At 61.4% G+C, this 23,166-nt stretch carries 20 protein-coding genes; 14 read left to right on the top strand and 6 right to left on the bottom strand.

Annotation, left to right across the window (positions count from 1 at the left end; genetic code table 11):
- Positions 1-45 precede the first annotated feature (45 nt).
- Positions 46-237, bottom strand: coding sequence for a helix-turn-helix domain-containing protein (locus BM235_RS04680; protein WP_090109953.1), 192 nt, complete (start codon positions 235-237; stop codon positions 46-48).
- 263 nt (positions 238-500) lie between these two features.
- Here BM235_RS04680 and BM235_RS04675 point away from each other — a divergent pair, with 263 nt between their 5' ends.
- The 3 genes from BM235_RS04675 to BM235_RS04665 all read left to right on the top strand — a co-directional run bounded on the left by BM235_RS04675 (position 501) and on the right by BM235_RS04665 (position 4,677).
- Positions 501-1,574 carry a glycosyltransferase family 4 protein gene (locus BM235_RS04675; protein ID WP_090109951.1) on the top strand — a complete coding sequence of 358 codons (1,074 nt, stop codon included), beginning with the start codon at positions 501-503 and terminating at the stop codon, positions 1,572-1,574.
- Positions 1,575-1,798: 224 nt separating this feature from the next.
- Positions 1,799-3,601 carry an ABC transporter ATP-binding protein gene (locus BM235_RS04670; protein WP_090109949.1) on the top strand — a complete coding sequence of 601 codons (1,803 nt, stop codon included), beginning with the start codon at positions 1,799-1,801 and terminating at the stop codon, positions 3,599-3,601.
- A gap of 488 nt (positions 3,602-4,089) precedes the next feature.
- A complete protein-coding gene (locus BM235_RS04665; RefSeq protein WP_090109947.1) occupies positions 4,090-4,677 on the top strand; it encodes a hypothetical protein in 588 nt (195 codons plus the stop codon).
- A gap of 50 nt (positions 4,678-4,727) precedes the next feature.
- Here the strand turns inward: BM235_RS04665 and BM235_RS04660 are convergent, their stop codons facing one another.
- The gene (locus BM235_RS04660; protein ID WP_090109945.1) at positions 4,728-6,077 is read right to left on the bottom strand and encodes a sensor histidine kinase; all 1,350 of its coding nucleotides are present in this window, start codon (positions 6,075-6,077) and stop codon (positions 4,728-4,730) included.
- Between the two features lie 150 nt (positions 6,078-6,227).
- Here BM235_RS04660 and BM235_RS04655 point away from each other — a divergent pair, with 150 nt between their 5' ends.
- Complete coding sequence (locus BM235_RS04655) at positions 6,228-7,574, top strand: DRTGG domain-containing protein (protein ID WP_090109943.1); 1,347 nt, start codon at positions 6,228-6,230, stop codon at positions 7,572-7,574.
- Here the strand turns inward: BM235_RS04655 and BM235_RS04650 are convergent.
- The 3 genes from BM235_RS04650 to BM235_RS04640 form a co-directional block, all read right to left on the bottom strand.
- Positions 7,546-7,860: a YtpI family protein gene (locus BM235_RS04650; RefSeq protein WP_255374056.1), complete on the bottom strand. Its 315-nt coding sequence runs from the start codon at positions 7,858-7,860 to the stop codon at positions 7,546-7,548. The two genes, BM235_RS04655 and BM235_RS04650, sit on opposite strands and share 29 nt — an antisense overlap.
- Before the next feature lie 75 nt (positions 7,861-7,935).
- Positions 7,936-8,436 carry a hypothetical protein gene (locus tag BM235_RS04645; protein WP_143106628.1) on the bottom strand — a complete coding sequence of 167 codons (501 nt, stop codon included), beginning with the start codon at positions 8,434-8,436 and terminating at the stop codon, positions 7,936-7,938.
- 4 nt (positions 8,437-8,440) lie between these two features.
- The gene (locus BM235_RS04640) at positions 8,441-8,767 is read right to left on the bottom strand and encodes a YtrH family sporulation protein (protein ID WP_090109936.1); all 327 of its coding nucleotides are present in this window, start codon (positions 8,765-8,767) and stop codon (positions 8,441-8,443) included.
- 100 nt (positions 8,768-8,867) lie between these two features.
- Here BM235_RS04640 and BM235_RS04635 point away from each other — a divergent pair, with 100 nt between their 5' ends.
- From BM235_RS04635 to BM235_RS04595, 9 genes are all read left to right on the top strand, one after another.
- Positions 8,868-12,707: a DNA polymerase III subunit alpha gene (locus BM235_RS04635; RefSeq protein ID WP_090109934.1), complete on the top strand. Its 3,840-nt coding sequence runs from the start codon at positions 8,868-8,870 to the stop codon at positions 12,705-12,707.
- A 490-nt stretch (positions 12,708-13,197) separates the two neighbouring features.
- On the top strand, positions 13,198-13,386 hold the full coding sequence (locus BM235_RS04630) for a glutamate decarboxylase (protein WP_090109932.1): 189 nt from the start codon (positions 13,198-13,200) through the stop codon (positions 13,384-13,386).
- Positions 13,387-13,557: 171 nt separating this feature from the next.
- Entirely contained in the window at positions 13,558-14,445 is an 888-nt protein-coding gene (gene accD / locus BM235_RS04625) for an acetyl-CoA carboxylase, carboxyltransferase subunit beta (RefSeq protein WP_090109930.1), read from the top strand.
- Positions 14,435-15,400: an acetyl-CoA carboxylase carboxyltransferase subunit alpha gene (locus BM235_RS04620; RefSeq protein ID WP_090109928.1), complete on the top strand. Its 966-nt coding sequence runs from the start codon at positions 14,435-14,437 to the stop codon at positions 15,398-15,400. Before accD ends, BM235_RS04620 begins: the two co-directional genes overlap by 11 nt.
- A gap of 158 nt (positions 15,401-15,558) precedes the next feature.
- On the top strand, positions 15,559-17,313 hold the full coding sequence (gene pyk, locus BM235_RS04615; RefSeq protein ID WP_090109926.1) for a pyruvate kinase: 1,755 nt from the start codon (positions 15,559-15,561) through the stop codon (positions 17,311-17,313).
- Positions 17,314-17,400: 87 nt separating this feature from the next.
- Entirely contained in the window at positions 17,401-17,865 is a 465-nt protein-coding gene (locus BM235_RS04610) for an acyl-CoA thioesterase (protein ID WP_090109924.1), read from the top strand.
- 132 nt (positions 17,866-17,997) lie between these two features.
- Positions 17,998-18,405: an FxsA family protein gene (locus BM235_RS04605; RefSeq protein ID WP_090109915.1), complete on the top strand. Its 408-nt coding sequence runs from the start codon at positions 17,998-18,000 to the stop codon at positions 18,403-18,405.
- Positions 18,406-18,552: 147 nt separating this feature from the next.
- Positions 18,553-20,646, top strand: a complete 2,094-nt coding sequence (gene ppk1 / locus BM235_RS04600) for a polyphosphate kinase 1 (protein WP_090109910.1) — start codon at positions 18,553-18,555, stop codon at positions 20,644-20,646.
- Between the two features lie 81 nt (positions 20,647-20,727).
- Positions 20,728-20,889: a mechanosensitive ion channel protein MscL gene (locus BM235_RS04595; protein WP_090109908.1), complete on the top strand. Its 162-nt coding sequence runs from the start codon at positions 20,728-20,730 to the stop codon at positions 20,887-20,889.
- 65 nt (positions 20,890-20,954) lie between these two features.
- On the opposite strand, the gene BM235_RS04590 is transcribed toward BM235_RS04595, so the two are convergent.
- Positions 20,955-22,499, bottom strand: a complete 1,545-nt coding sequence (locus BM235_RS04590; RefSeq protein ID WP_090109906.1) for a Ppx/GppA phosphatase family protein — start codon at positions 22,497-22,499, stop codon at positions 20,955-20,957.
- Between the two features lie 185 nt (positions 22,500-22,684).
- On the opposite strand from BM235_RS04590, the gene BM235_RS04585 reads away from it, so the two are divergent.
- Positions 22,685-22,996: a hypothetical protein gene (locus BM235_RS04585; RefSeq protein ID WP_090109904.1), complete on the top strand. Its 312-nt coding sequence runs from the start codon at positions 22,685-22,687 to the stop codon at positions 22,994-22,996.
- Positions 22,997-23,166: the final 170 nt, after the last annotated feature.

The following is a 23,166-nucleotide window of genomic DNA, read 5'->3' as shown; positions in this document are numbered from 1 at the left end:
CAAGGTACTTGGCGGAAGTAACATAGTTAAAAGTCCGTTCAAAATTTAGGTAAGAAGAGTTTTGTATTTTTGTGTTTGAAAATACACTACATTCGAAATATGGTTTCGAACCGTCTTCTCGCTAATGAACAGCTGTTGGGCAATGTCACGGGTCGTCTTGTCCTGTACCAATAGCTCGAACACTTCGCGTTCCCGATTGGTAAGAAGGAATTTGTTCTTGTGGTCGCTGCTTCTCAACGTATGTCACCCCTCCTTGCCCGGGATTCAGATGCTTGCAGGGTGAAGGGTACAGTCGATCTATCATATGAGGGGCGCCATTGGCTGGTGCGGTCGGCGCATAAAATGGGCGCGAAACTTGCGGAAAATTAAATGACCCGGTGTAATATGGCGTTTCAGTGCCTAAAGCGTGAACTTCCCCGCTCCGGTCCATACGGTCAGGCCGCTCCCTGAATACGTTAAGAAAGAATGACAAACGCGATCAGGACGGGAGGCCGGTGCGCTTGAGGCTTCTATTCGCCTACTATTTGCCGAGCGGCGGCATGGAGACGTTGAACCGCTTAAGAGCGGAGTACCTTCGCCGCCATGGCGTCGATTGCCATCTTCTCTATTTTTGGAAGGGCGAGGGACTCGTCAACAACACGACGGGCGTTCCGACTTTTATTACGAACGACGACGCGGAAATCAAGCAATTGCTGATCCACGGCGGTTACGACGCTGCGTTCGTGTCTACCGACGCGCTGACGCTTGCGCGCTTCCGCAGCCTGGGGTTTGCCGGTCCGCTCATTTTCGAGACCCAGGGCCTCGGTTCCAAGGAGCAGGCGCGCGAGACGCTGCTCGGATTCGCGCCTTATCTTCGCAGCTTCGCGAGCGCCATTCTATACCCGCGCACCTTTCATTTGCACGAGCTGTTAATAGGCATGTTCAGCGACATCGCCCAATTTTCGTTCGACAACCTGCTCGACACCGAGCGGTTCGGGTACCATCCGGTCCCGATCCATCCGAATCCGATCATCGGCTGGATCGGCCGGATCGAGCCGAACAAGAATTGGAGGGCCTATCTGCAAATCGGCGCCGAGCTGGTCAGGCGAGGCCGGGACGTGCACTTGTGGATGTTCGAGGATCCGACGCTGAACCGGCCTGAAGAGGAGGCGGCATTCGCGGCGCAGATCGCCGAGCTCGGACTCTCGGATCGCATCGTTCGTCACTTCAACGTTCCGAACCTGGTCATGTCCGATTATTTGTCCATCATCGGCGATTCGGGCGGCTTTCTCGCTTCGACCTCCATTGCCGAAGGATTCGGCTACGCGGTCGGCGAAGCGTTGCTGTGCCGCTGTCCTGTCGTCGCAGCGGATTCGGACGGCGTGAAGGCGTTCATCGAGCATAGCCTGACCGGCTTGCTGTATCCGCAGCACGGTATTTCCATCGCCGCCGACCTGGGCGAAGCCTTGCTGCTTGACGCCGCCTTTAGAGAGCGGATTCGAACGATCGGAAAGAACTACGCGACGGAGCGGTTCGCGCCTTCCCTGTACGTCAACAATTTACTTCTCATGCTGCGGGCGCTCGGCATCGGCTGAGCGCTCTTATTGGCGATATGCGAGAGAAACCGCTTCAAATTCGCTTAATCGGGCGCAAACATGGGGTTAGAGGGAGGCCAAGCCGCTTGATCCGTCCAGAAGCGCGCTGAAGGCCCCTTTTTATTGGATTCGACAGGTTTACATATTGATCCGAATGCTTGAAAATGAGGAAGTTAATCAATCTGTGAACACGCGTTAACAGCTTGTTCAAAGGAGTGTTCGCGATGAATACCGCCGCCGTCCCGAAGTCGGAGCCGACTTCGTACGGACTGGAGCATCTATTCGATAACGAAGCGTTGACGGATCGGCGTCCTTCGAGAATCCTGTATCTTCTATATAAAGACCATTGGATCAAGCTGTTCTGGTCGGCCTTCTTTTTCCTGATCAAGCACTCGCCGGTCTACGTGCTCCCGATCATCACCGCTAACTTGATCAACATGGCGACCAAGCCGGATAAATACAGCACGAGTTCGCTTTGGTGGAATATCGGCATATTGTTCGTCGTTATCGTACAAAATGTTCCGACGCAAGTGCTTCATATCAGCTATATGAGCAAGGCGATCCGCTATGTCGAAGCCAGCCTGCGAAGCACGCTCGTCCGCAAGCTGCAGCGGCTGTCGATGTCCGCGCACGGCGAGCTGGCCGCGGGCAGGCTGCAGTCCAAGGTGCTCCGCGACGTCGAAGCGATCGAGTTTTTGTCGCGGCAGATGATGCTGTCGGTGCTGCCCGCGATCGTCAGCGTCGTCGTGGCGGTCGTCATCACGGCGGGGAAGAGCTGGACGGTCATGCTGTTCTTCCTGCTGACGATTCCGGCTGGCGTCGCGATGGTGACGTTTTTCCGCAAAAAAATACAGCGCACGAACAGCGACTTCCGCAAGCAGATCGAGTCGATGTCGGGCCAAGTGTCGGAAATGGTCGGCATGATGCCGGTCACGCGGGCGCATGGCCTGCAGGAAACGGAGATCAACAAAATCGACAGTACGCTGAGCAAGCTGCGCACCAAAGGGTACAAGCTCGACATCGTGGAAGCCTACTTCGGTTCGGCCGCCTGGGTGACGTTCCAGACGTTCCAGGTGCTGTGTCTGGCGTTCACCGTGCTGCTGGCGTTCCGCGGAGAGATCCCGGTCGGCGACATCGTGCTGTATCAGTCTTACTTCGCCATGATTCTCGGCGCGATCACGCAGCTGATCAATATTTATCCGAACATTGCGAAGGGCTTCGAGTCCATCTATTCCGTGACGGAGATTCTACTGTCGAAGGACACGGAAGAGTATCGCGGCCACCGCAAACTCGAGGAAGTCAGAGGCGAATTCGACTTCAGAAACGTGAACTTCGGCTATCCCAACTCCGACCGCCACGTGCTGGACGGCTTTAATTTGCAGGTCAAAGCCGGCGAATGCATCGCGCTCGTCGGCGCTTCCGGCGCCGGCAAGTCGACCGTGCTTAACCTGGCCATCGGCTTCAGCAGGCCGACGTTCGGCGAAGTCGCGATTGACGGCGTGCCGATGGACGAGCTCGACATGACGGCTTACCGGTCCCGCATCGCGGTCGTCCACCAGAGCACGGTATTGTTCTCCGGCACGATTCGCGAGAATATCACGTACGGTCTCCCGACGGTCAGCGAGGAGCGGCTTCAGGAGGTTATCCGGATGACCTATCTGCAGGATGTCATCGCGCAGCTGCCGCAGGGCCTCGACACCGCGGTCGGCGAACACGGCGGCAAGCTGTCGGGCGGCCAGCGGCAGCGGATCGCCATCGCGCGCGCGCTCGTGCGCGATCCGAAGATCATCCTCCTGGACGAGGCCACTTCGGCTCTCGACAACGAATCCGAGTACTACGTGCAGCAGGCGATGCAGAAGCTGATCCAGAACCGCACGACGTTTATCGTGGCGCACCGGCTGTCCACGATCCGCGACGCCGACCGCATCGTCGTCATGAAACGCGGACAGGTGGCCGAGATCGGCACCTACGACGAGCTGATGGCGAAGGGCGGCGAGTTTTATCAATTGAAGCAGCTGCAGGCTTAATGCGAAGCGGCTGCCGGCTTGGTCCGTCGCGTCCGAAGGACGGAGCTTGGCAGAGTCGAATGAAAAGACTGTTCTGTTAATAGCTTCGCGCCGGTTGTGGCGAGGCATAGTCAAGAGGCTCCGCATGGAGCCTCTTTTTTCGGTGGATGGCCAGATTTGGCCCATAGGCGCTGGACAGCGCTTCTTGTCTCGGCTTGCGGACGGGATCGGCCAAGAGGCGTTGGACAGCGCTTCTTCTCTTCGGTTAGCGGTCCGGATCGGCCAAGAGGCGTTGGACAGCGTTACTTGTGTTCGGATAATGTCCCGCTCTGACTTAGAAGCTTTAAAGAGCATCCCTTCGCGCCGATGCGAATGGCGCTCGGACTTGTTTGGTTGCGGGCGCATTTGTTCTCGCGCTTATAAATGGAGGGAATCGGGCGGTTGGCGTCGAAAGAGGGGAGCAGCGTGTTTTAAGTTGAACGTTTTTAAACGTCGGGAGGTTGTCGAAAATGAGCCGGGAACGTTTTTCCGCGAACCCGCGGCTGTTGCTGGCGCTGCTGCGCAATCCGTCGGCAGCGCTCGCGCTGCGCGGCGCCGAAGACCTGCCGCTCGGTTTGATCGGGGCGGCCGCTTCCGTCGCCGGATTTTACGTTTGGGTGCTGGCGGTTCAGAACCGGATCGAGCACGCGATGTCGTTTTTCTCCGTCCTCTTCGTGAGCCGCCTCTTCAGCCCGGGGCTGGCGCTCAAGCTGCTGCTGCTCGGGCTGCTGTCCTTGCTAGCCGCGACGGCGTCCCTGTCCGCCGTGGGGAACCGCTTGGGCCGTCGCAAGCGATCTTGGATCGAGATCGTCACGTATCAAGGGAGCTCGCAGCTCCTGTTCGGAGCGGGGTACCTCGTATCGGCGCTGGCGGCGTTCCTGTCGGTCAGGCTGTCGCTGGCGCTGACGGGCGGGCTGCTGCTGCTCAGCCTGCTGCTCCTGGTCATCCATGCGCTGGAGCTGCACGAGGTAGAGCGCAAGGACAACTTCGCGGCGGTGCTCCTGTCCGTCGCCGGGTATGTCGTTCTATTTTCGGTATGCTGGCTGCTGCTGTTCTAACCGCACGGAGAAGGGAATGCGTCATTCGCGCATGGCAAGGACCAAGCCGCTCAGGACAGCTGAGCGGCTCTTTGCGGCAGCCGGACCTGGAAAACGGTGCCGCGCTTCTCGTCCGAATGGACGGTCAGCGTCCCGGCATAATGGGCGACCCGCTCCTGGACGATCGGCAGCCCCAACCCCCGGTTCCCGCCCGGTTTTGTCGAAAATCCGGGCTCGAACAAACGCGCCCGCGCCGCTTCGCTGATCGGCGGACCGGGATTGGCTACGGTGAGATCCAGGTAACCGTCGCACAGCCGGAAGGACGCGCGTACCCGGCGCTCGCCGGCCGGGAGCTTGACGACTTCGTCGAACGCGTTGTCGATCAGATTGCCCGCGATTTTCACGATATCGATGATCTTGAGCGGCGACTGCGGGTTCCAGGGACCGGCGAAGTCGCTGACGAAGTCGATCCCGAGGCTCAACGCGACGGCCGTCTTCGCCTTGAGCAGCGCGCCCACCGCGGGAATATCGTGCTGAACGATATCGCCGACCTCATGCGTTTCTTTGACGACATCCGCCATGTAGGCTTTAAGATCGGCGAACTTGCCGAGCTGCAGCATCGTATGCATGACCTGGATATGATTGAGATAATCGTGACGCTGACCCCGGATCGACGTGAACATGCCGCTGATCTGGTCGATATAGTGCTCCTGCGTGGACAGCACCGTGTCCTCTCGCGTGCGGTCGATGAGCCGGACGACGAAATACAAGGTGGGCAATGAGAGCAGCACCGTCGCGTAAAACAGGTAGTCGAAAAAGGCGTAACGCCCGTACTCCCCGGGGATGGCGCGGCCCAGCAATACGCCGCTGCCAGCGAAAAGCTGCAGCAAAAGGCATACGAGCACGCGAATCAGCCCGTTGCGGCGGATGTATCCGCCGGCCGCGCGCAAGCTGTCGAACCAGCGGGCTGCCCGGGGGCCGACGAACGCCGAGATCAGCCATTGGACGAGCAGCACCGGATACATGCACGAGGCGAACGCCGGAAAAGAATCCAGAATGCGAGCCTTGTCGGCAGCGCCGTATAAGGCCCCGTACAAAAAGTATACGGACAGGTCGTTCAGGGAACTGATGACGTAGGATAGCAGCAGGATCATTAGTTTCTTTTTCGCGCCGACGTCCTTGAACAGCACGAACAGCATGATCGTCGTGATGGCGACGGAGTTCAGCACATGGACGGGCATCGGCACGATATGGAAAAAAAGGTCCGTATAAACGGAGTTGATGACCGCAAGTACGGCGATTCGCCGCCAGCGCCGGGTTGGCTGCAAGCCGAGCGCGGCAAACGTCAGCCATAGCAGGGTAAAGGCCTGCGGGATGGAGATGAGCAGGTCTTGCCGGAGGAAGGATACGAGATCTTGCATAAACGGTAGTTCTCCTTTGGGCGTTTGGCTCGACTAGGCGACGGTGGCTATGCTACATTGAGGGCGAGGGCAGCGTATGTTTATACTTTAAATGGTTTTCCTGTTTTTGCCCACTGCGTTCGATACGAATGATAAAGAGAGGCGTCGGAAATGGCGGGCAACGATCATGCCGGAGAAGAGTTAACGAAGCACGAGCAGCTGCTCGAATACATAAGAGACCTGCCGATCGGCACGCGCATCTCGGTGCGGCAGATGGCGAAGGACAGGGACGTGTCCGAGGGGACGGCCTACCGCGCGCTTAAAGAAGCGGGATTGGCGGGGTACGTCAGCACGAAGGAGCGGATCGGGACGGTCCGGGTCGGCCGGAAGCGGCGCAGCCATCCCGAGCAGCTCACGTTCGCCGAGGTGCTGGAGATCGTGCAGGGCAGCCTGCTGGGCGGCGGCGAGGGGCTCGACAAGACGCTGCACAAGCTCGTCATCGGCGCGATGGAGCTGGACGAGATGACGGGCTACATCGATGCGGGCAGCCTGCTCATCGTCGGCAACCGCGAAGGCGCGCACCGCATCGCGCTCGGGCACGGGGCCGGCGTTCTCGTCACCGGCGGATTCGGGACGAGCGAGGACGTGAAGGAGCTGGCGGACGACCGCCAGCTCCCGATTCTGACCTGCAAGCACGATACGTTCACGGTCGCGTCGATGATCAACCGGGCGATGTACGACCGGCTCATCAAGCGCAAGATCATGATGATCGCCGACCTCGTCGAGCCGACGGCCAAGGTCGGCTCGCTCAAGCAGTCCGCGACCGTGGCCGACTTCCTGAAGACGAGCGCGGAGACGGGCTACTCGCGCTTCCCGGTCGTCGACGAGTGGAACCGCGTCGTCGGCATGGTGACGTCCAAGGACGTCGTCGGCCGTCCGCCGGACCAATCGGTGGACAAGCTCATGACGCGCAGGCCGATGACGGTCACGATGAATACGCCGATCGCGTCGGCGGCGCATCGGATGGTTACCGAGGGCATCGAGCTGTTGCCCGTCGTCGACCGCCAGCGCAAACTCGCGGGCGCCGTCAGCCGGGCCGAGCTGCTGCGGGCGATGCAGTTCGCCAACCGGCCCGAACAGCTAGGGGAGACGTTCGACGCGCTCGTGTGGGCGGGCTTCGCCGAAGAGCGGGACGCCGAAGGGCGCCAGTCGTTCACGGGCCTCGTCACGCCGCAGATGTCAGGTGCGCTCGGGACGCTGTCGGAGGGCGTGCTGACGATGCTCATGCAGCAGGCGGTCGCCAGGACCGCGGCAGACCTTGGCCGGCACGAGCATATCGTCGAGAATATGACGGTCTATTACCTGCGGACGATCCCGATCGACGCGCAGCTCGCGATCCGGCCGCATCTGATCGAGGCGAGCCGGCGCCATCTCAAGCTGGAGGTCACCGCCGCGCTAGCGGACGGGGAGATCATGGCCAAGGCGATGATCACCGCGCAGACGATCGACGCTTCGTGAAGAAGGCATGATTGCGCATGCCGGCGAACAGGTTGAAGATGCCGAGCACGAGGAAGACGGCGCCGACGATGACGCGGAGCGTCGACCCGCTGTAGATGAACATCTGCAGCAGCGCAAGCGCGATCAGCATGATGCCGAGGCAAATGTTCATGCGCGCGGCCATCAGGCCGCGCTGCGTCGGATCGGCGCTGCGCCGCGAACGGAAGCTGAAGCCGACGGACAGGACCAGCGTGACGAGGATGGCGATGCCGAAGATCCAGGACAGGATCGCTTCGAGATTGGACAAAGGGGGCAGCTCCTTCAAAATAAGCGAATTGCCCCTCATTGTACCATATTCGCTATGCCGAATGAATGGCGGCGCTCAGCGTCTCAGCAGCGGCGCGGCTTCCGCCCATATCGTCAGCCGGCCGTCCGCCGCCAGCGCCGTGCGGATATGCACGGTATAATCCTTCTTTTCGATGTCCGGGTAGACGGCGCCGTCCAGCAGGCTGCGGGCGAGCGCCGCGTCGGAGCCGATATCGTAGATTTTCCTCCCCATGAAGCTCCGCTTCAAGCTCGCCATCAGCTTCTCCTTGAGCGCGCTCTCCGCCACGGCGTCGAGCGGCTCCCGCCCGGGCGCCTCGTTCAAGTACAGGACGATGCTCGAGATGACCGTCTCGCCCGCGTTCGGCTTTTCTTTTTGCCTCGCCTGCTGCTCGGCCAGCTCCGCCTGCTCTTTGAGCTCGTAGTTGTTCAGGACGATCCGGTTCGTCTGATCGAGCACCAGCGCGCTGTAGACGGCCGCGCCCACGATCATCCCGCACAGAAAAAAAGCCGCGGCCTGCATCCCTCGCCCATACTTCGCAAAAACGGGCACTCTCATCGTCTCACCCCGGATTCCTGCACATCCACTGCACCAGCTCCGTCGCCAAGTGCGCGCCGAGAAACGCGCAGACGATATAGCCGATCTGCTGGACGGCCGGCGACAGGTACCCCTCCATCACGTTCGCTTCGATGACGCGGATCGGATCGATCGAGCCGCCCACTGCGACGACGACCGCCCAGATCTTGATCCGGCTCGCGATCTCGAGCACCGTCTCGGCCGGCGGACGCCAGAGGAACAGCGCCGCCATGCCTGCCAGCATCGCTCCGCCGAGCACCACGCCGAAGGCGATACAGAAGTCGAGCACCGCATGCGCGTAAACGCGGTTCATGTCCATCCCCTCCTATGCTTATATGTATGGGACGTGCCCGCGCCGATATGATACAATTCGATTAATGGGAACAAAAACGGGAACACGGGGAGGCATGGCGATGTGCGGATTCGTCCATCTTCATAACCATAGCGAATTCAGTCTGCTGGACGGGGCTTCGCGCATCAAGGACATGACGGCGCGGGCGGCGGAGCTCGGCATGAAGGCGCTGGCGCTCACCGACCACGGAGTCATGTATGGGGCGATACCCTTTTATAAGGCCTGCCGCGAGCGGGGGATCAAGCCGATCGTCGGGATGGAGGCGTACGTCGCCGCCGGCTCCCGGCTGGAGAAGGCCTCGCGCCGCGACCAGCCGATCTATCATCTGACGCTGCTCGCCAAGAACGCCGCAGGCTACCGCAATCTGATGAAGCTGAGCTCGATCGGTCATCTCGAGGGCTTTCATTACCGTCCGCGCATCGACTTCGAGGCGCTGTCCCGGCATGCCGAAGGTTTGATCTGCCTCAGCGGCTGCATGAGCAGCGAGCTGTCCCAGCATCTGCTTCAGAGGCGCGACGCCGAGGCGCGGGAGACGGCGCTGAGGTACCGGGAGCTGTTCGGCGAGGACTACTTCCTCGAGATTCAGGACCATGGCCTGACCGACCAGAAGCGCATCACGGCAGGCGTGCTGAAGCTGGCGGACGAGCTGGGCATCCCCCTCGCCGCGACCAACGACTCGCACTATGTGACCGAGGAGGACCACGTCCTGCAGGACGTGCTCATCTGCATCGGCACCGGCAAGACGGTGGACGACCAGGACCGGTTCCGGATCGGCACGTCGCAGCTGTACATGAAGACGGGCGAGGAGATGTCCGCCCTGTTCCGTCACCGGCCGGAGGCGGTGGCCAACACGGCGCTGATCGCGGACCGCTGCGAGCTGGAGATCGACCTCGGGGCGCATATTCTGCCGAAGTTCTCGCCGATCCCGGAAGGGATGACGGCGGAGTCTTATCTGGCGGAGCTGTGCCTGGCCGGGCTGCGGGAGCGGTATGGCGGAGCGGCGACGGCGGGCGCGGACGGGGAGGACGAGGCGGACGCGGCGGGAGGCGCATCGGCAGGGGAGCCGGCAGGCGCCTCGGGCGACGCCGGAGCTACTTCTGCGGAGACGGTAGCTGCCGAAGCCGAGGCGCGGCTGCGCTACGAGCTCGACGTCATTGCCCGGATGGGCTTCAGCGATTACTTCCTCATCGTCTGGGACTTCATCCGCTACGCGCGCGAGCAAGGCATCGCGGTTGGGCCCGGGCGGGGCTCGTCGGCGGGCAGCATCGTCGCCTACAGCCTGCGCATCACCGACGTCGATCCGCTCAAGCACAAGCTGCTGTTCGAGCGCTTCCTGAACCCGGAGCGCGTGAGCATGCCCGATATCGACGTCGACTTCAGCGACGAGCGCCGGGACGAGGTCATCCGCTACGTCGCGGCCAAGTACGGCAGCGGCCACGTCGCGCAGATCATCACGTTCGGCACGCTCGCCGCGCGCGCGGCGGTGCGCGACGTGGGCCGCGTCCTCAACCTGCCGTACGGGGACGTGGACCGGGCCGCCAAGCTCATTCCAGGCATGCCCGGCATGTCCATCGATAGGGCCGCAAGGGACAACCCCGATTTCCGCGCCCTGATCGAGAAAGGAGGACCGGTCGCGGACCTGATCGCGATGGCGCGGCGCGCGGAGGGCATGCCCCGCCATGCGTCGACCCACGCGGCCGGCGTCGTCATCTCCTCCGAGCCGCTCACCGATTACGTCCCTCTCCAGGAAGGGACGGAGGGCGTGCCGCTGACGCAGTATTCGATGGAGCATCTCGAGGCCGTCGGCCTGCTCAAGATGGACTTTCTCGGCCTGCGCAACCTGTCGATCATCGAGCGCGCGATGCAGAGCGTGCTCGAGTCCACCGGCAAGGCGCTGCGCTGGGAGGATATCCCGTACGACGATCCTGCGACGTACGAGCTGCTCGGACGCGGCGACACGACAGGCGTCTTCCAGATGGAGTCCGCCGGCATACGGCGGGTGCTGCGCGACATGAAGCCCAGGACGTTCGAGGACATCGTGTCCGTCGTGGCGCTGTACCGGCCCGGACCGATGGACTTCATCCCGCAGTTCATCAGGACGATGCACGGCGAGGTCGCGGCCGAATATCCGCATCCGGATCTCGAACCGATCCTGCGGGACACGTACGGCATCATCGTCTACCAGGAGCAGATCATGCAGATCGCTTCCCGGATGGCGGGCTTCTCGCTGGGCGAAGCGGATCTGCTGCGTCGGGCGGTCGGCAAAAAGAAAAGGGAGATTCTTGACGAACAGCGCGCGCATTTCGTGCGGGGCAGCCTGGGTCAGGGATACACGGACGAAGAGGCGAATCGGGTTTACGACATGATCCTGCGCTTCGCGGACTACGGATTCCCGCGGGCCCACGCCGCCGCCTACGGCGTGCTCGCCTTCCAGACGGCGTATCTGAAGGCGCACTATCCGGTTCCGTTCATGGCGTCCATGCTCACCTCGATCATCGGCAATCAGCGCAAAACCGCGGAATACGTCGACGAATGCCGCCGCATGGGCATTCCCGTGTTGCCGCCGGACGTGAACGAGAGCCGCGTGCTTTTCACGCCGGTACGCACGGCAGCCGTTACGGATGCCGTGGCCGGCGAGCCGGATCCGGTTGACGCTGCCGCGATCGAACCGGACGCCACGCGGGACGGGGGCGACGCGGCCGGCGATCCCGCGCGCGCGTTCAACGCCATCCGCTTCGGGCTCGCCGCCGTCAAGAACGTCGGCACGCAAGCGATCGAGAGCATCATGAAGGAGCGGTCGGACCGGCCGTTCGACAGCCTGTCCGACCTGTGCAGGCGCGTCGATCCGCGCGCCTGCAACAAGCGCGTGCTCGAATCGCTGCTGCTCTGCGGCGCGCTCGACGCCCTGCCCGGCCATCGGGCGCAGCTGCTCGCCGCGCTCGACGAGTCCGTCGAGGCCGCGGCCGTCTGGCGCAAGGAAAAGGAAGAGCTGCAGCTCGAGCTGTTCGACCTCGGCGACGCGCCGAACTGGGAAGTGGACCTGCCGGAGGTCGCTCCTTATACGCAGACCCAGACGCTGGAGCTGGAGCGGGAATTGCTGGGACTGTACTTGTCCGGTCATCCCCTTGACGTCTTCGACGGATTGTGGGAGGAAGCGGGATTGGATCGGCTCTCGGACCTGGCGGAGGCGGAGGACGGCGCGCAGGTGTTGACGGCGGGCATGGTCGTCTCGCTCAAGCCGATCGTCGCCAAGAGCGGCCAGGCGATGGCCTTCCTGGAGCTCGAGGACCGGATCATGGGCGCGGAGCTCGTCGTGTTCCCGTCCGTCTGGAAGTTGGCGTCGGCGTTCGCGGGAAAAGGCGCGCTCTTGCTCGTGCGGGCCAAGCTCCAGCAGGGCGACGAGGACTTCAAGCTGCTGGCGGACGAGATCGTGCCGCTGGCGGCGGACACGCTGAAGCGCGAAGCCGCCCGCATGCGCAGGGGCGGTTCCGGCGGCTATCGCGGCGGCAGGACCGAGCGCAGCGCCGACGGCCGCCGCCCGGACCGGGCCGAAGCGAAGCCGGCCGCCGCGGAGGGCGCGCGCCGGACGACGTCCGTCGTCAAGCCGGCGCCGTCGCCGGACAAGGCGCGAGCCGGCGCGGGGCGCGCCAACGGGGGCGAAGCGGGAGCGGCCTCGCAGCGCTTCTACGTTCGGATCGACGCCGGGCACGAGGCGCCGTCCGTGCTCAAGGATCTTCAGGCGCTGCTCGCCAAGCACAAAGGGCCGCTGCAGACGGTTTTGTTTTACGAGCGCGACCGCAAATCGCTGGCGCTGAACGATTCTTATCGCGTGCTGCCGTCGGATACGCTGACGGCAGCCGTCGAGCGACTGCTGGGCGAGGGCGCGGCGAAGGTCAAATAAAACGTGGTAAATAGGCCGAATCCTGCAAAAGTGCGGGATACACTAGCTGGCGGAACTTTTTTGCAAGCTATCCTGCAAAAATACATCATAGAGCGGTTGAGTTGACGATAATCGCCTATTCTCAAGGTTGAATCACGCAGTTTTGCGCGATAGAACAATCGATTCGTTTATTTTGGTTGCCTATCGTGCACTTTTGCTCGATGGCGCGGTCATGTGCGGGCTTCTTGCGACGTCTTCCAGATACCCGTTACGTCCGCGCCGCGAAATTAATTCGGCGCCGCCGACGCCCGGATTTCGGACGTCCGGATGCTCGCCAAAGCCGCGCCGCAAGCGGAGATCGCAGCCGTTTTCGTCCGGCGGACCGCTTCCCGCTGCGCCGTGCCGCGGCCCGCCGGCCCAGCAGCCATGGCGGCTCACGGTTGCTAGTCCCGATCTTTGTATGCTATCATTTCCTTATTGTAGAATCGATCACCTATGGAGGTACCGCGTCATGTGGACGGTCATTTATATTGCGCCGACCGCTAAGATTGCGGAGCGGATCCAGAGCCGTCTGGAGGGCGAGGGCTTTCTCGTCCGGGTCCGGGCGATCAATCTGGTCAAGCCGCAATACGAGATATTGGTGCCTTCCGGTGAAGTGCAGGAAGTTCAAGAAGTGCTCGGCAGTATATTGCATATGTGACTCATGCGGCAGATTGCCGTCCTTCGCGGGTCGGATCGTCCTATGCATGTCGCGCCTGATAGCTGCGGATTTCGTCCGCGCGGGCCGCGTTTTCTCCGTACGGGACATCCCGTGCGGAGCACCGCCCGCCGCCGGCGGGACCGCCATTTTTGCGCCTTGTGAGGTGTCGCTGTGTTTAAGGATTTATTCCAGAAGAAGAAATATGCTACCGTACCTTCCGTCTCCCAGGCTCCCGCGGCAAGCGAGCGGCCGAAGCGCGAGATTCCCGAAGGACTGATGAACCGCTGCCCCAAGTGCGGCAACATCCAGTTCAGCAAGGAATGGGAGAAGAACCTCAAGGTGTGCTCCACCTGCGGTCATCATTCGCGCCTCAACGCCCTGGAGCGCATCGCGATGACGCTCGACGACGGGCGTTTTTTTGAGATCGATGCGGACCTCACCTCGGAGGATCCGCTTGAATTCCCCGGTTACAAGGCCAAGCTGGAGCAGCAGAAGGCCAGCTCCGGCTTGAAGGACGCGGTCGTCACGGGCGAAGGCGAGATCGGGGGCGTCCCGGTCGTCGTCGGCGTCATGAGCTTCGACTTTTTCAGCGGCAGCATGGGATCCGTCGTCGGCGAAAAGGTGACGCGAGCCATCGAGCTTGCCGCCGCGAAGAAGCTTCCGCTGCTGCTCTTCTCGACGTCGGGCGGCGCCCGCATGCAGGAGAGCATCCTGAGCCTGATGCAGATGGCGAAGACGAGCGCGGCGCTCGCGAGGTTCCAGGAGGAAGGCGGACTGTTCATCTCCGTTTTCACCGATCCGACGCTCGGCGGCGTATCCGCCAGCTTCGCGAGCCTCGGCGATTATATTTTGGCCGAGCCGGGCGCGATCGTCGGCTTCGCCGGACGCATCGTCATCGAGCAGACGATCCGGCAGAAGCTGCCCGACAACTTCCAGACGGCGGAGTTCAATCTCAAGCACGGCCAGCTGGACAAGGTCGTGCACCGCAAGGACATGAAGGCCTTTTTGACCAAGCTGCTCGAGATGCATGTCGCAGGAGGTGCTTCAGATGGACAATAAGCTCCCCTTCGAAGGCCCGCTGTCCGAGCAGCGCCGCAAGATCGACCATCTCAAAAAAGTCGGCGTCGAGCAGAACATCGACTTCAGCGAGGAGATCGCCCGGCTCGAAGAAGCTTACAAAAAGCTTGAAGACGAGATATACAGCAACCTGTCCGGCGCGCAGATCATGCATCTGGCCCGGGTACATTCCAGGCCGACGACGATCGATTACATCAACGAGATTTTCGAGGATTTCATCGAGCTTCACGGCGACCGGCTTTTCGGAGACGATCTGGCGATCGTCGGCGGCATCGCCAGGCTGAACGGCGTACCGGTGACGGTGGTCGGCCATCAGCGGGGCAAAGACACGAAGGACAACATCCAGCGGTTTTTCGGCAGTCCGCATCCCGAGGGCTTCCGCAAGGCGCTTCGCTTCATGCAGCAGGCGAACAAGTTCGGGCGTCCGATCATCACTTTCATCGACACGAAGGGCGCCTACCCCGGCGATTCCGCAGAGTCGAGAGGGCAGTCCGAAGCGATCGCCCGCAATCTCAAGGAAATGGCATTACTGAAGGTTCCCGTGATTTGCGTCGTGATCGGCGAAGGGGGAAGCGGGGGCGCGCTGGCGCTCGGCGTCGGCAATCGCGTCCTGATGCTGGAGAACGCGATCTACTCCGCCATCTCGCCGAACGGCGCGGCATCGATCCTCTGGAAGGATGCTTCCAAAGCCGATGTAGCGGCAGAAGCGATGAAGATCACGGCCAAGGATCTGCTCGGCTTAGGCATCATCGAAGAGATCGTGCCCGAGCCCAAGGGAGGCGCGCATCTGGATCCCGTTCAGACGGCCGAGGCCGTCAAGACGGCGATCTGGCGCCATCTCGAGGAGTTGTCCGGCATGACGCCGGAGGCGCTCGTGGAGGACAGGTACCGCAAGTTCCGCAGCGTGGGCAAGTTCGCCGCGCCAGAGTTGGTATGAGCATGACCGTGCGCCCTTCCGATCCTCGGACGGGCGTTCGGCATGATTTTTAAGGCATCAATGCCGCTCGCGGCGTCTGAACCGGCGTCCGGGCGGGTACAATCGGTGGTATACGGTATGATCCGTCCGCCCGACATCCAATGGAGGTTATCTTAACCATGCGCAAAACGAAAATCGTCTGTACGATCGGCCCATCCAGCGAATCGCTCGAAAACACGAAAAAACTCATCAACGCCGGCATGAACGTCGCCCGTTTGAACTTTTCCCACGGCGACTACGAAGAGCATGGCAACCGGATCAAAAACATCCGCCAAGCCTGCGAAGAGCTCGGCAAAACCGTCGCCATCCTGCTCGACACCAAGGGACCAGAGATTCGTCTCGGCAAGCTGAAGGAAGAGCCGATCGAGCTGGTGGCCGGCGAGCACATCACGCTCACGACCGAAGAGATCCTCGGCGACCGCGACCGCATCCCGGTTACCTACAAGGACCTTCCGGGCGACGTGCACGTCGGCTCCACGATCCTGATCGACGACGGCCTCATCGGCCTGACGGTCACCAAGGTCGAAGGCACCGAGATCGAGTGCCAGATCGTCAATAGCGGCCCGATCAAGAGCAAGAAGGGCGTCAACGTGCCGGGCGTCGCCATCTCCATGCCGGGCATCACCGAGAAGGACGCCAACGACATCCGCTTCGGCATCGAGCAGGGCGTCGACTTTATCGCCGCCTCGTTCGTCCGCCGCGCGAGCGACGTGCTCGAGATCCGCGAGCTGCTGGAGAAGCATGAAGCGCGCTACATCCAGATCATCTCCAAGATCGAGAACCAGCAAGGCGTGGACAACCTCGACGAGATCCTCGAAGTCTCCGACGGCCTGATGGTCGCTCGCGGCGACCTGGGCGTCGAGATTCCGGCCGAAGAAGTGCCGCTCGTGCAAAAGCAAATGATCGAGAAGTGCAACCGCGTCGGCAAGCCGGTTATCACGGCGACCCAGATGCTCGACTCGATGCAGCGCAACCCGCGCCCGACGCGCGCCGAAGCGTCCGACGTCGCCAACGCCATCTTCGACGGCACCGACGCCATCATGCTGTCCGGCGAGACGGCCGCGGGCAAGTACCCGGTCGAATCGGTTCAGACGATGTCCCGCATCGCCGAGCGCGCCGAGTCCGCGCTTCGCTATCGCGAGATCTTCACGAAGCAGGCCGAAGCCCAGCAGACGACCGTCACCGAGGCGATCAGCCAAGCGGTCGCCAACTCTTCGCTCGACCTGAACGCCAAGGCGATCGTCACCTCCACGGAGAGCGGGTATACGGCCCGGATGGTGTCCAAGTACCGTCCGAAGTCCCCGATCATCGCCGTGACGCCGGTCGAGCAGGTCCGCCGCCGTCTGCAGCTCGTGTGGGGCGTCATCACGGTGGACGGCAAGTCCGCTTCCACGATCGACGAGATGGTCGACATCGCCGTCCAAGGCGCGATTCACTCCGGCATCGTTCGCCTGGGCGACACCGTCATCATCACGGCGGGCGTACCGGTCGGCCGCTCCGGCACGACGAACCTGATCAAGATCCACAACATCGGCGAGCTCATCGCCAAGGGACAGGGCATCGGATCGCAGAGCGCGACCGGACGCGTCGTCGTCGCGACTTCGCCGGACCAAGCCATCAGCAAGATGACCGAGGGCGCCATCCTCGTCACCCCGGCGACGGACAAAGAGTACATGCCGGCCATTCAGCAAGCGGCGGCCGTCATCACCGAGACGGGCGGCATCACGTCGCATACGGCGGTCGTCGGCCTGAACCTCGGCATTCCGGTCATCATCGGCGTCGAGAACGCGACGCAGCTGCTGCACGACGGCATGGAGATCACGCTGTACGCGGAGCACGGCGTCATCTACACCGGACAAGCCAAGGTACTGTAATACAACGACAACGACCAACGGGACGACAGACGGAGCAAGCTCCGCTTGCGTCCCGTTTCTTTTGAGCGACGAAGGAGGACTTAGGCAATGGCAAGCGCATGGCTCCTGCACCCGCTTCGGGTGAGATATCAGGAATGCGACCAAATGGGCGTCGTGTACCACGCGAATTACGTGAACTGGTTCGAGATCGGACGAACCGAATGGGTGAGACGGATCGGCTGCGACTACCGGGAGATCGAGACGAGGGGGCTGCTGCTGCCGCTGGTCAAGCTCGATGTCAACTTCGTGCAGCCGGCGCGCTATGATGAATGGATCACGGTCTGCACGCGGGTCGCGGACAAGACGGCGCTGCGGATCGAGTTCGAATCGCGGATCGTGAAGGGAGACCTGACTGCGACGGTCGGACGCGTAACCAAGGACGAGCCGGCGGGCGAACTGCTCGTATCGGGCGGCACGAAGCACGTATGGGTGAACAAGGAGTGGAAGCCGGTTCGGCTCGACCGGGAATTGCCGGAGGTTTGGGCCGCGTTCAAGGCGTTGGCGGAAGCATAACTGTCGGTTGGACACGGAAAGAGCGCAGCCGATGCTTTTTTAACGATATCCCCTTCGTTGAGGAACGCTTCGTCTGACCGCAACGCCGGTCCGCGCGCCGCCGTATAAGAGAGGACGAGAGGAGAGATCGCCATGCTAAAACGCTTGATGTGGATCGTCATTGTCGCCGTCCTCCTGGAGGCGTGCGGAATCTATATGATGCAGCGATGGATCGGCGGTTGGCCGACCTTCCTGCTGCTGCTGGCCGGCGCCGTCGTCGGCGCGCTGCTGATGCAATCCGAAGGCCGCAAAGTATGGGGCGCAGCGCGCAGCCAGCTATCGTCCGGCCAGATGCCGGGACATGCGATCCTGGACGGCATTTGCGTGCTCGCTGGCGGACTGCTGTTGATCGTGCCGGGATTTCTGTCCGATCTTGTCGGTCTCGCGCTGCTGCTGCCGTGGACGCGCTCGCTTTTCAGGCTCGGGCTTTACGGATGGCTGGCCGGCAAGGTGCAATCCGGCTCGTTCCGGATATCGGGCGGCGGGTTTCGAAGATTCTGACGAGGAAGGATCAGAATCGCGCGATTTTACATTCCCTTCACGTTCGATTGACGCTGCGATAACATCCTTCTAACATAATGGGCATAAGACTGTGAATAGACTTCGCGCAGCGCAATGGTTCGATACTAAAAGGGGAGAGCGACACGAATGCACGGATCCCAAAAGTACATTAACAGGGACCTCAGCTGGACGGAATTCAACCGGCGCGTTTTGGAGGAAGCCGAGGACCCAGGTACGCCATTGCTCGAAAGGTTTCAATTTTTGTCGATCGTGGCGAGCAATCTCGACGAGTTCATGAGCGTCCGCGTGGCCGGACTTCGCGAGCAGCTTAAGGCCGGCTTCAACAAGCCGGACTTTACCGGCTACACGCAAGGGGGCTTGCTCAAGCGCCTGTCCAAGCGAGTCGGGCGCATGGTGAGGCTCCAGTACAAAACCTATAGAGAACTGCTGCGCTTGCTGTCCAAGGAAAACATCGCGCTCGCGTCCTGGGACGATCTGAACGGCGAACAGCAAGAGGCGATGACGGTCTATTTTCAGGAGATCGTCTTCCCTGTACTGACGCCGATGGCGGTAGACACGAGCCGTCCGTTTCCGCTGCTGCACAACAAGGAGCTGTACTTGGCGGTCGTGCTGCGACCCGAGGGCATGGAAGGACCGGACCAGGAGAACGGGATTTATTTTGCGATCGTTCAGGTGCCGTCTATTTTATCGAGAACGGTAGAGGTCGCCAAGCGCAAAGGAAGCCGCAAAAACGCTTACCTGCTCCTGGAGGAGCTGATCCGGGTGCAGATCGGACAGCTTTTCAGCGGGTATGTGACCGAATCGGTGCACGCGTTTCGCGTGACCCGCAATGCCGACCTTGCGCTTAACGAGGAAGGCGCGGAAGACCTGCTCAAGGAGATGGAAAAAGAGCTGCGGCGCAGGCGGAGAGGATTCCCCATACGGCTCGAGATCGAGAAGGGGATGTCGATTCAGGCCAAGGAGCTGCTCATGGAGGAGCTCGAGATCGGCGAGGAGGAAATTTTCGAGATCGACGGTCCGCTCGACCTGACGTTCCTCTCGAAGTTTACGGGATCGCTTCCCAATATGGAGCAGCTGCGATATCCGCCTATCGAGCCCGTTTACCCGGCCGCCTTCGACGTGTCGGAGGACATCCTTTCCGTGCTGCGGGAGCGGGGAGACGCGCTCGTCTATCATCCCTACGAATCGTTCGAGGTCGTCAACGATTTTATCAGCGAAGCAGCGGAAGATCCGGACGTGCTCGCGATCAAGATGACGCTCTATCGGGTCAGCGTCAACTCGGTGCTCGTCCAGGCGCTTGCGAGGGCCGCCGAATCTGGCAAGCAGGTGACGGTCGTCGTCGAGATCAAAGCAAGGTTCGACGAGGCTCGCAACATTGCCTGGGCCAAGCAATTGGAGCGCGCGGGCTGCCACGTCGTCTACGGCCTGGTCGGTCTGAAGACGCATGCCAAGATCACGCTGGTCGTGCGCCGGGAGGCCGGCTCGCTGCGGCGGTACGTGCACGTGGGTACGGGCAATTATAATGAAAATACGGCCAAGCTGTACACCGATGCCGGATTGTTCACCTGTCATCCGTGGATCGGCGCGGACGCTTCGGCTCTTTTTAACGAGATGACGGGCTATTCGACGCCGCACGACTGGCGCGCGTTCGCGGTCGCGCCTGCGGGTCTTCGCCCTCGGCTGTACGAATTGATCGACCGCGAGATCGCGAGCGCCAAACAAGGCAAGCCGGCGCGGATCGTCGCGAAAATCAATTCCCTATCCAGCCAGCCCATGGTAGACAAACTGTACGAGGCGTCGCAAGCGGGCGTGAAAGTGGACCTGATCGTGCGCGGCGTATGCTGCCTGCGGCCCGGCGTACCGGGACTGAGCGACAACGTGCGCGTCGTCAGCATCGTGGACCGCTTTCTCGAGCATTCCCGCATCCTGTACGTGTCCGCGGACGGCGAAGACGAGGTATTCATCTCGAGCGCGGACTGGATGAGCCGCAATCTGAGCCGCCGCGTCGAACTGCTGTGTCCGGTATACGACCGCGGCCTCCGGCTTGCGCTCCGCAACATGCTGGAACTCAACTTGCAGGATAACGTCAAGGCCAGGGAGCTCCTGCCTTCGGGCGGCTACGTTCGGGTGCACAACGATCAGCCGCCGCTTCGCAGCCAGTTCGCTTCCAGCGACATTCCGCTTTGGAAGACCATCGCCGACGCCAAAGATTTCACATGAATAACTAATTCGTCTAATCTGCCATTTACATTCCCGGCATAAGATAAGATTGCGGGACGGAAATGGAGAGGAGGGACGAGGATGATCGAGTTCGATGTCATCGTCGGAGGCGAAGTCAAAGAGACGCTCAGGCCGAACACTTCTAGGCTGAAGGAAGTCTACGACTACATCAACGAGCAGATGAAGCTGATGCGAGGGAAGTACGGTTACGAAGTAAGAGTGATGCGCAGAATTTTATATTAAAAAAAAGGAAGCCCGAAGGCGTCCTTTTTTTTATGGCGGGATATAGGCAAACATCCGGATGAGGGCTAGACAAGGCGAAGCGTCGGCGTCAGTCCCCAGCATTTCTTGAAGTCCTTGGCAAGCGCCTGAACTTCCGTCGTCTCGACGGGCAACGCGTGACTGGCGGCGGCTTCTAGCAGCAAGCGGCCGCCTGCGACGCCGGTTACGCCGGTGACGCGAAGCGACGTGATCGCTTGGGATTCGCTGCGATCGAGCGCAGCGGCAAGCTGCAGCAGCATGCCGAGCTTGGCGCAGAGTTCTTCGTCGCCGGGTCGGAGCAGCGCCCTGTAGCCGGCGAGGCTCCGCTTCAGCGCGTTCGAATTGCGATAGGAAGCGATCGCCGCGACGAGCAGCTTTTCGCGATGGGACATGCCGTTCCAGTGCGCATGCATGAGGATGTAGAACGTATGCTGGGCGCAATCGTTATAATCGAGCACGGCTCCGATCCGGAACAGCCGGGATGCCGCGCTCAGCAGGCGGCGCCATTCGGCATGTACTTCGAAGCCCGGCGCCAGCTGGTCGTAAAGGGCGAGCGAGAGCCGGTTCACCTGGTCGAGATGGCTCAAAGGCGCTCCGGGGTACAGGGCGCATAAATTGCGAATGCTTTCTTCCGCAACGGCGTCCTCGCCGTCCATCCGCAGATCGGGCAGGCAAGTATCGTAGAAGAGGCCGTCCCTAAGACCGGCGCCGCAAACGACGATGCCGGAAGAGCGGCAGGCGCGCAGCACGGCTTGAAGGATGACGAGCCCGGGCACGATGACGTCCGCGCGGTCCTTGGACAAACCAGGCAGCTTCCGGCGCTTCTCGACCGTCAGGGGCGCGAGTAGGTCGACGGCGGAAGTCAGGCTTTCCGCCGAAATCTCATACCCGTGGAGATTGGCGAAAGGGTATTCGTCCAGCCGCTGGCGCAGCTTGCCGAGCGCGCGCACGGTGCCGCCCAGACCGATGATCGGAAGTCCCGGATGCTGAGAGATCCAAGCCTGCGCCGACAGCTTGTCCAGGAGATCGGACTCCATGGCATCGAGCGTCGTCTTGGCGACGGGCGCTTCCCCGAGATCGAACCGGGTAGACGTATTGACGCAGCCGATGGGAAACGAGACCGATGAGACGATCTGGCGGTTCCGGAGCAGCGTGATCTCCGTGCTGCCGCCGCCGATATCGACGACGAAGCCGTCTTCGATGTTCATCGTCCGGAGCATGGCCAGGCTGCCGAGTCGGGCTTCCTCCTCGCCGGGCAGCAGCTCGATGACAAGGCCCGTCTCTTCGAACAGCGCGGACAGCGCCTGATCCCGGTTCGACGCTTGGCGCACAGCGGCGGTCGCGACCGTCCGGATGCGCTCTACGCCGTGAATGCGGCAAATGCGCTTGTAGTGGCGCAGCACCTCGCCGAGCTCGGACACGGCTTCGGCGGGGAGCCTGCCGTCCGCCGTCAGGCGTTGGCTGAGCCTGGCCGGCCACCGGCCTTGATCGATGACGCGGTACGCGCCATCCTCGGTCACGCGATAGACCGACAGACGAACCGTATTGGAACCGATATCGATCATGCCCGTCGTTTGGGCTGTGAATGACATAATATCCTCCTCCGGCAGCGTTCGCGCTGTAGCGAGCGACCGCCCTGAACGCTTTATCGCTTTATTCTAACATCACCGGCCCTTGCGCAAAAGCGCCGTGCATGCCGCCGATGCGCGAATGGGCATAAATCCGCTCGGCGCTTGGACACAATACGTGTAACATCACCCAGCGCGGGGAGGATCTTATGGAAAAATCCAAGTATTACGTGTCGGTCCAGGCCAGGACGATCAATACGCACCGCGGCGACGCCGCTTACGAGTTCGAGATCGAAGCGGGCGAAGAAGAGCTCGTCCAGCTCCAGGAGCTGTTCGATTCGATGGACGAATTCGATCAGGCGGGCTATTGGCGGGCGCACCTGCCATTTTTGGAGTACAGCAACGATCTGGAAAACGACGGCTACGATTATTACCTCAAAGAAATTTATCGCCGCCTGAGCGATTGGGGCACGGAGGAGACCAAGCGCCATATCGCCACGATGGACGTCGGTTCGATGTGATCGTCGGACCTGATCTAAAGAAGATTGACGCGGCGATCCGAGTGTGTCGGAATCGCCGCGCCGACGCGTCAGCGCGCGAATGTGAGAGTATTCGTCTATATATGCGATAAAGCATTTTTATGCTTCGTTCGGTTCCATTCCCAATTGAAATCGTTTATCATTAAATGAGG

This window comes from Cohnella sp. OV330, from assembly GCF_900112065.1.
In the GTDB taxonomy this organism is placed as follows: domain Bacteria; phylum Bacillota; class Bacilli; order Paenibacillales; family Paenibacillaceae; genus Cohnella.
The sequence above is the reverse complement of the archived record's forward strand: the minus strand, read 5'-3'. Positions and strand labels throughout refer to the sequence as shown.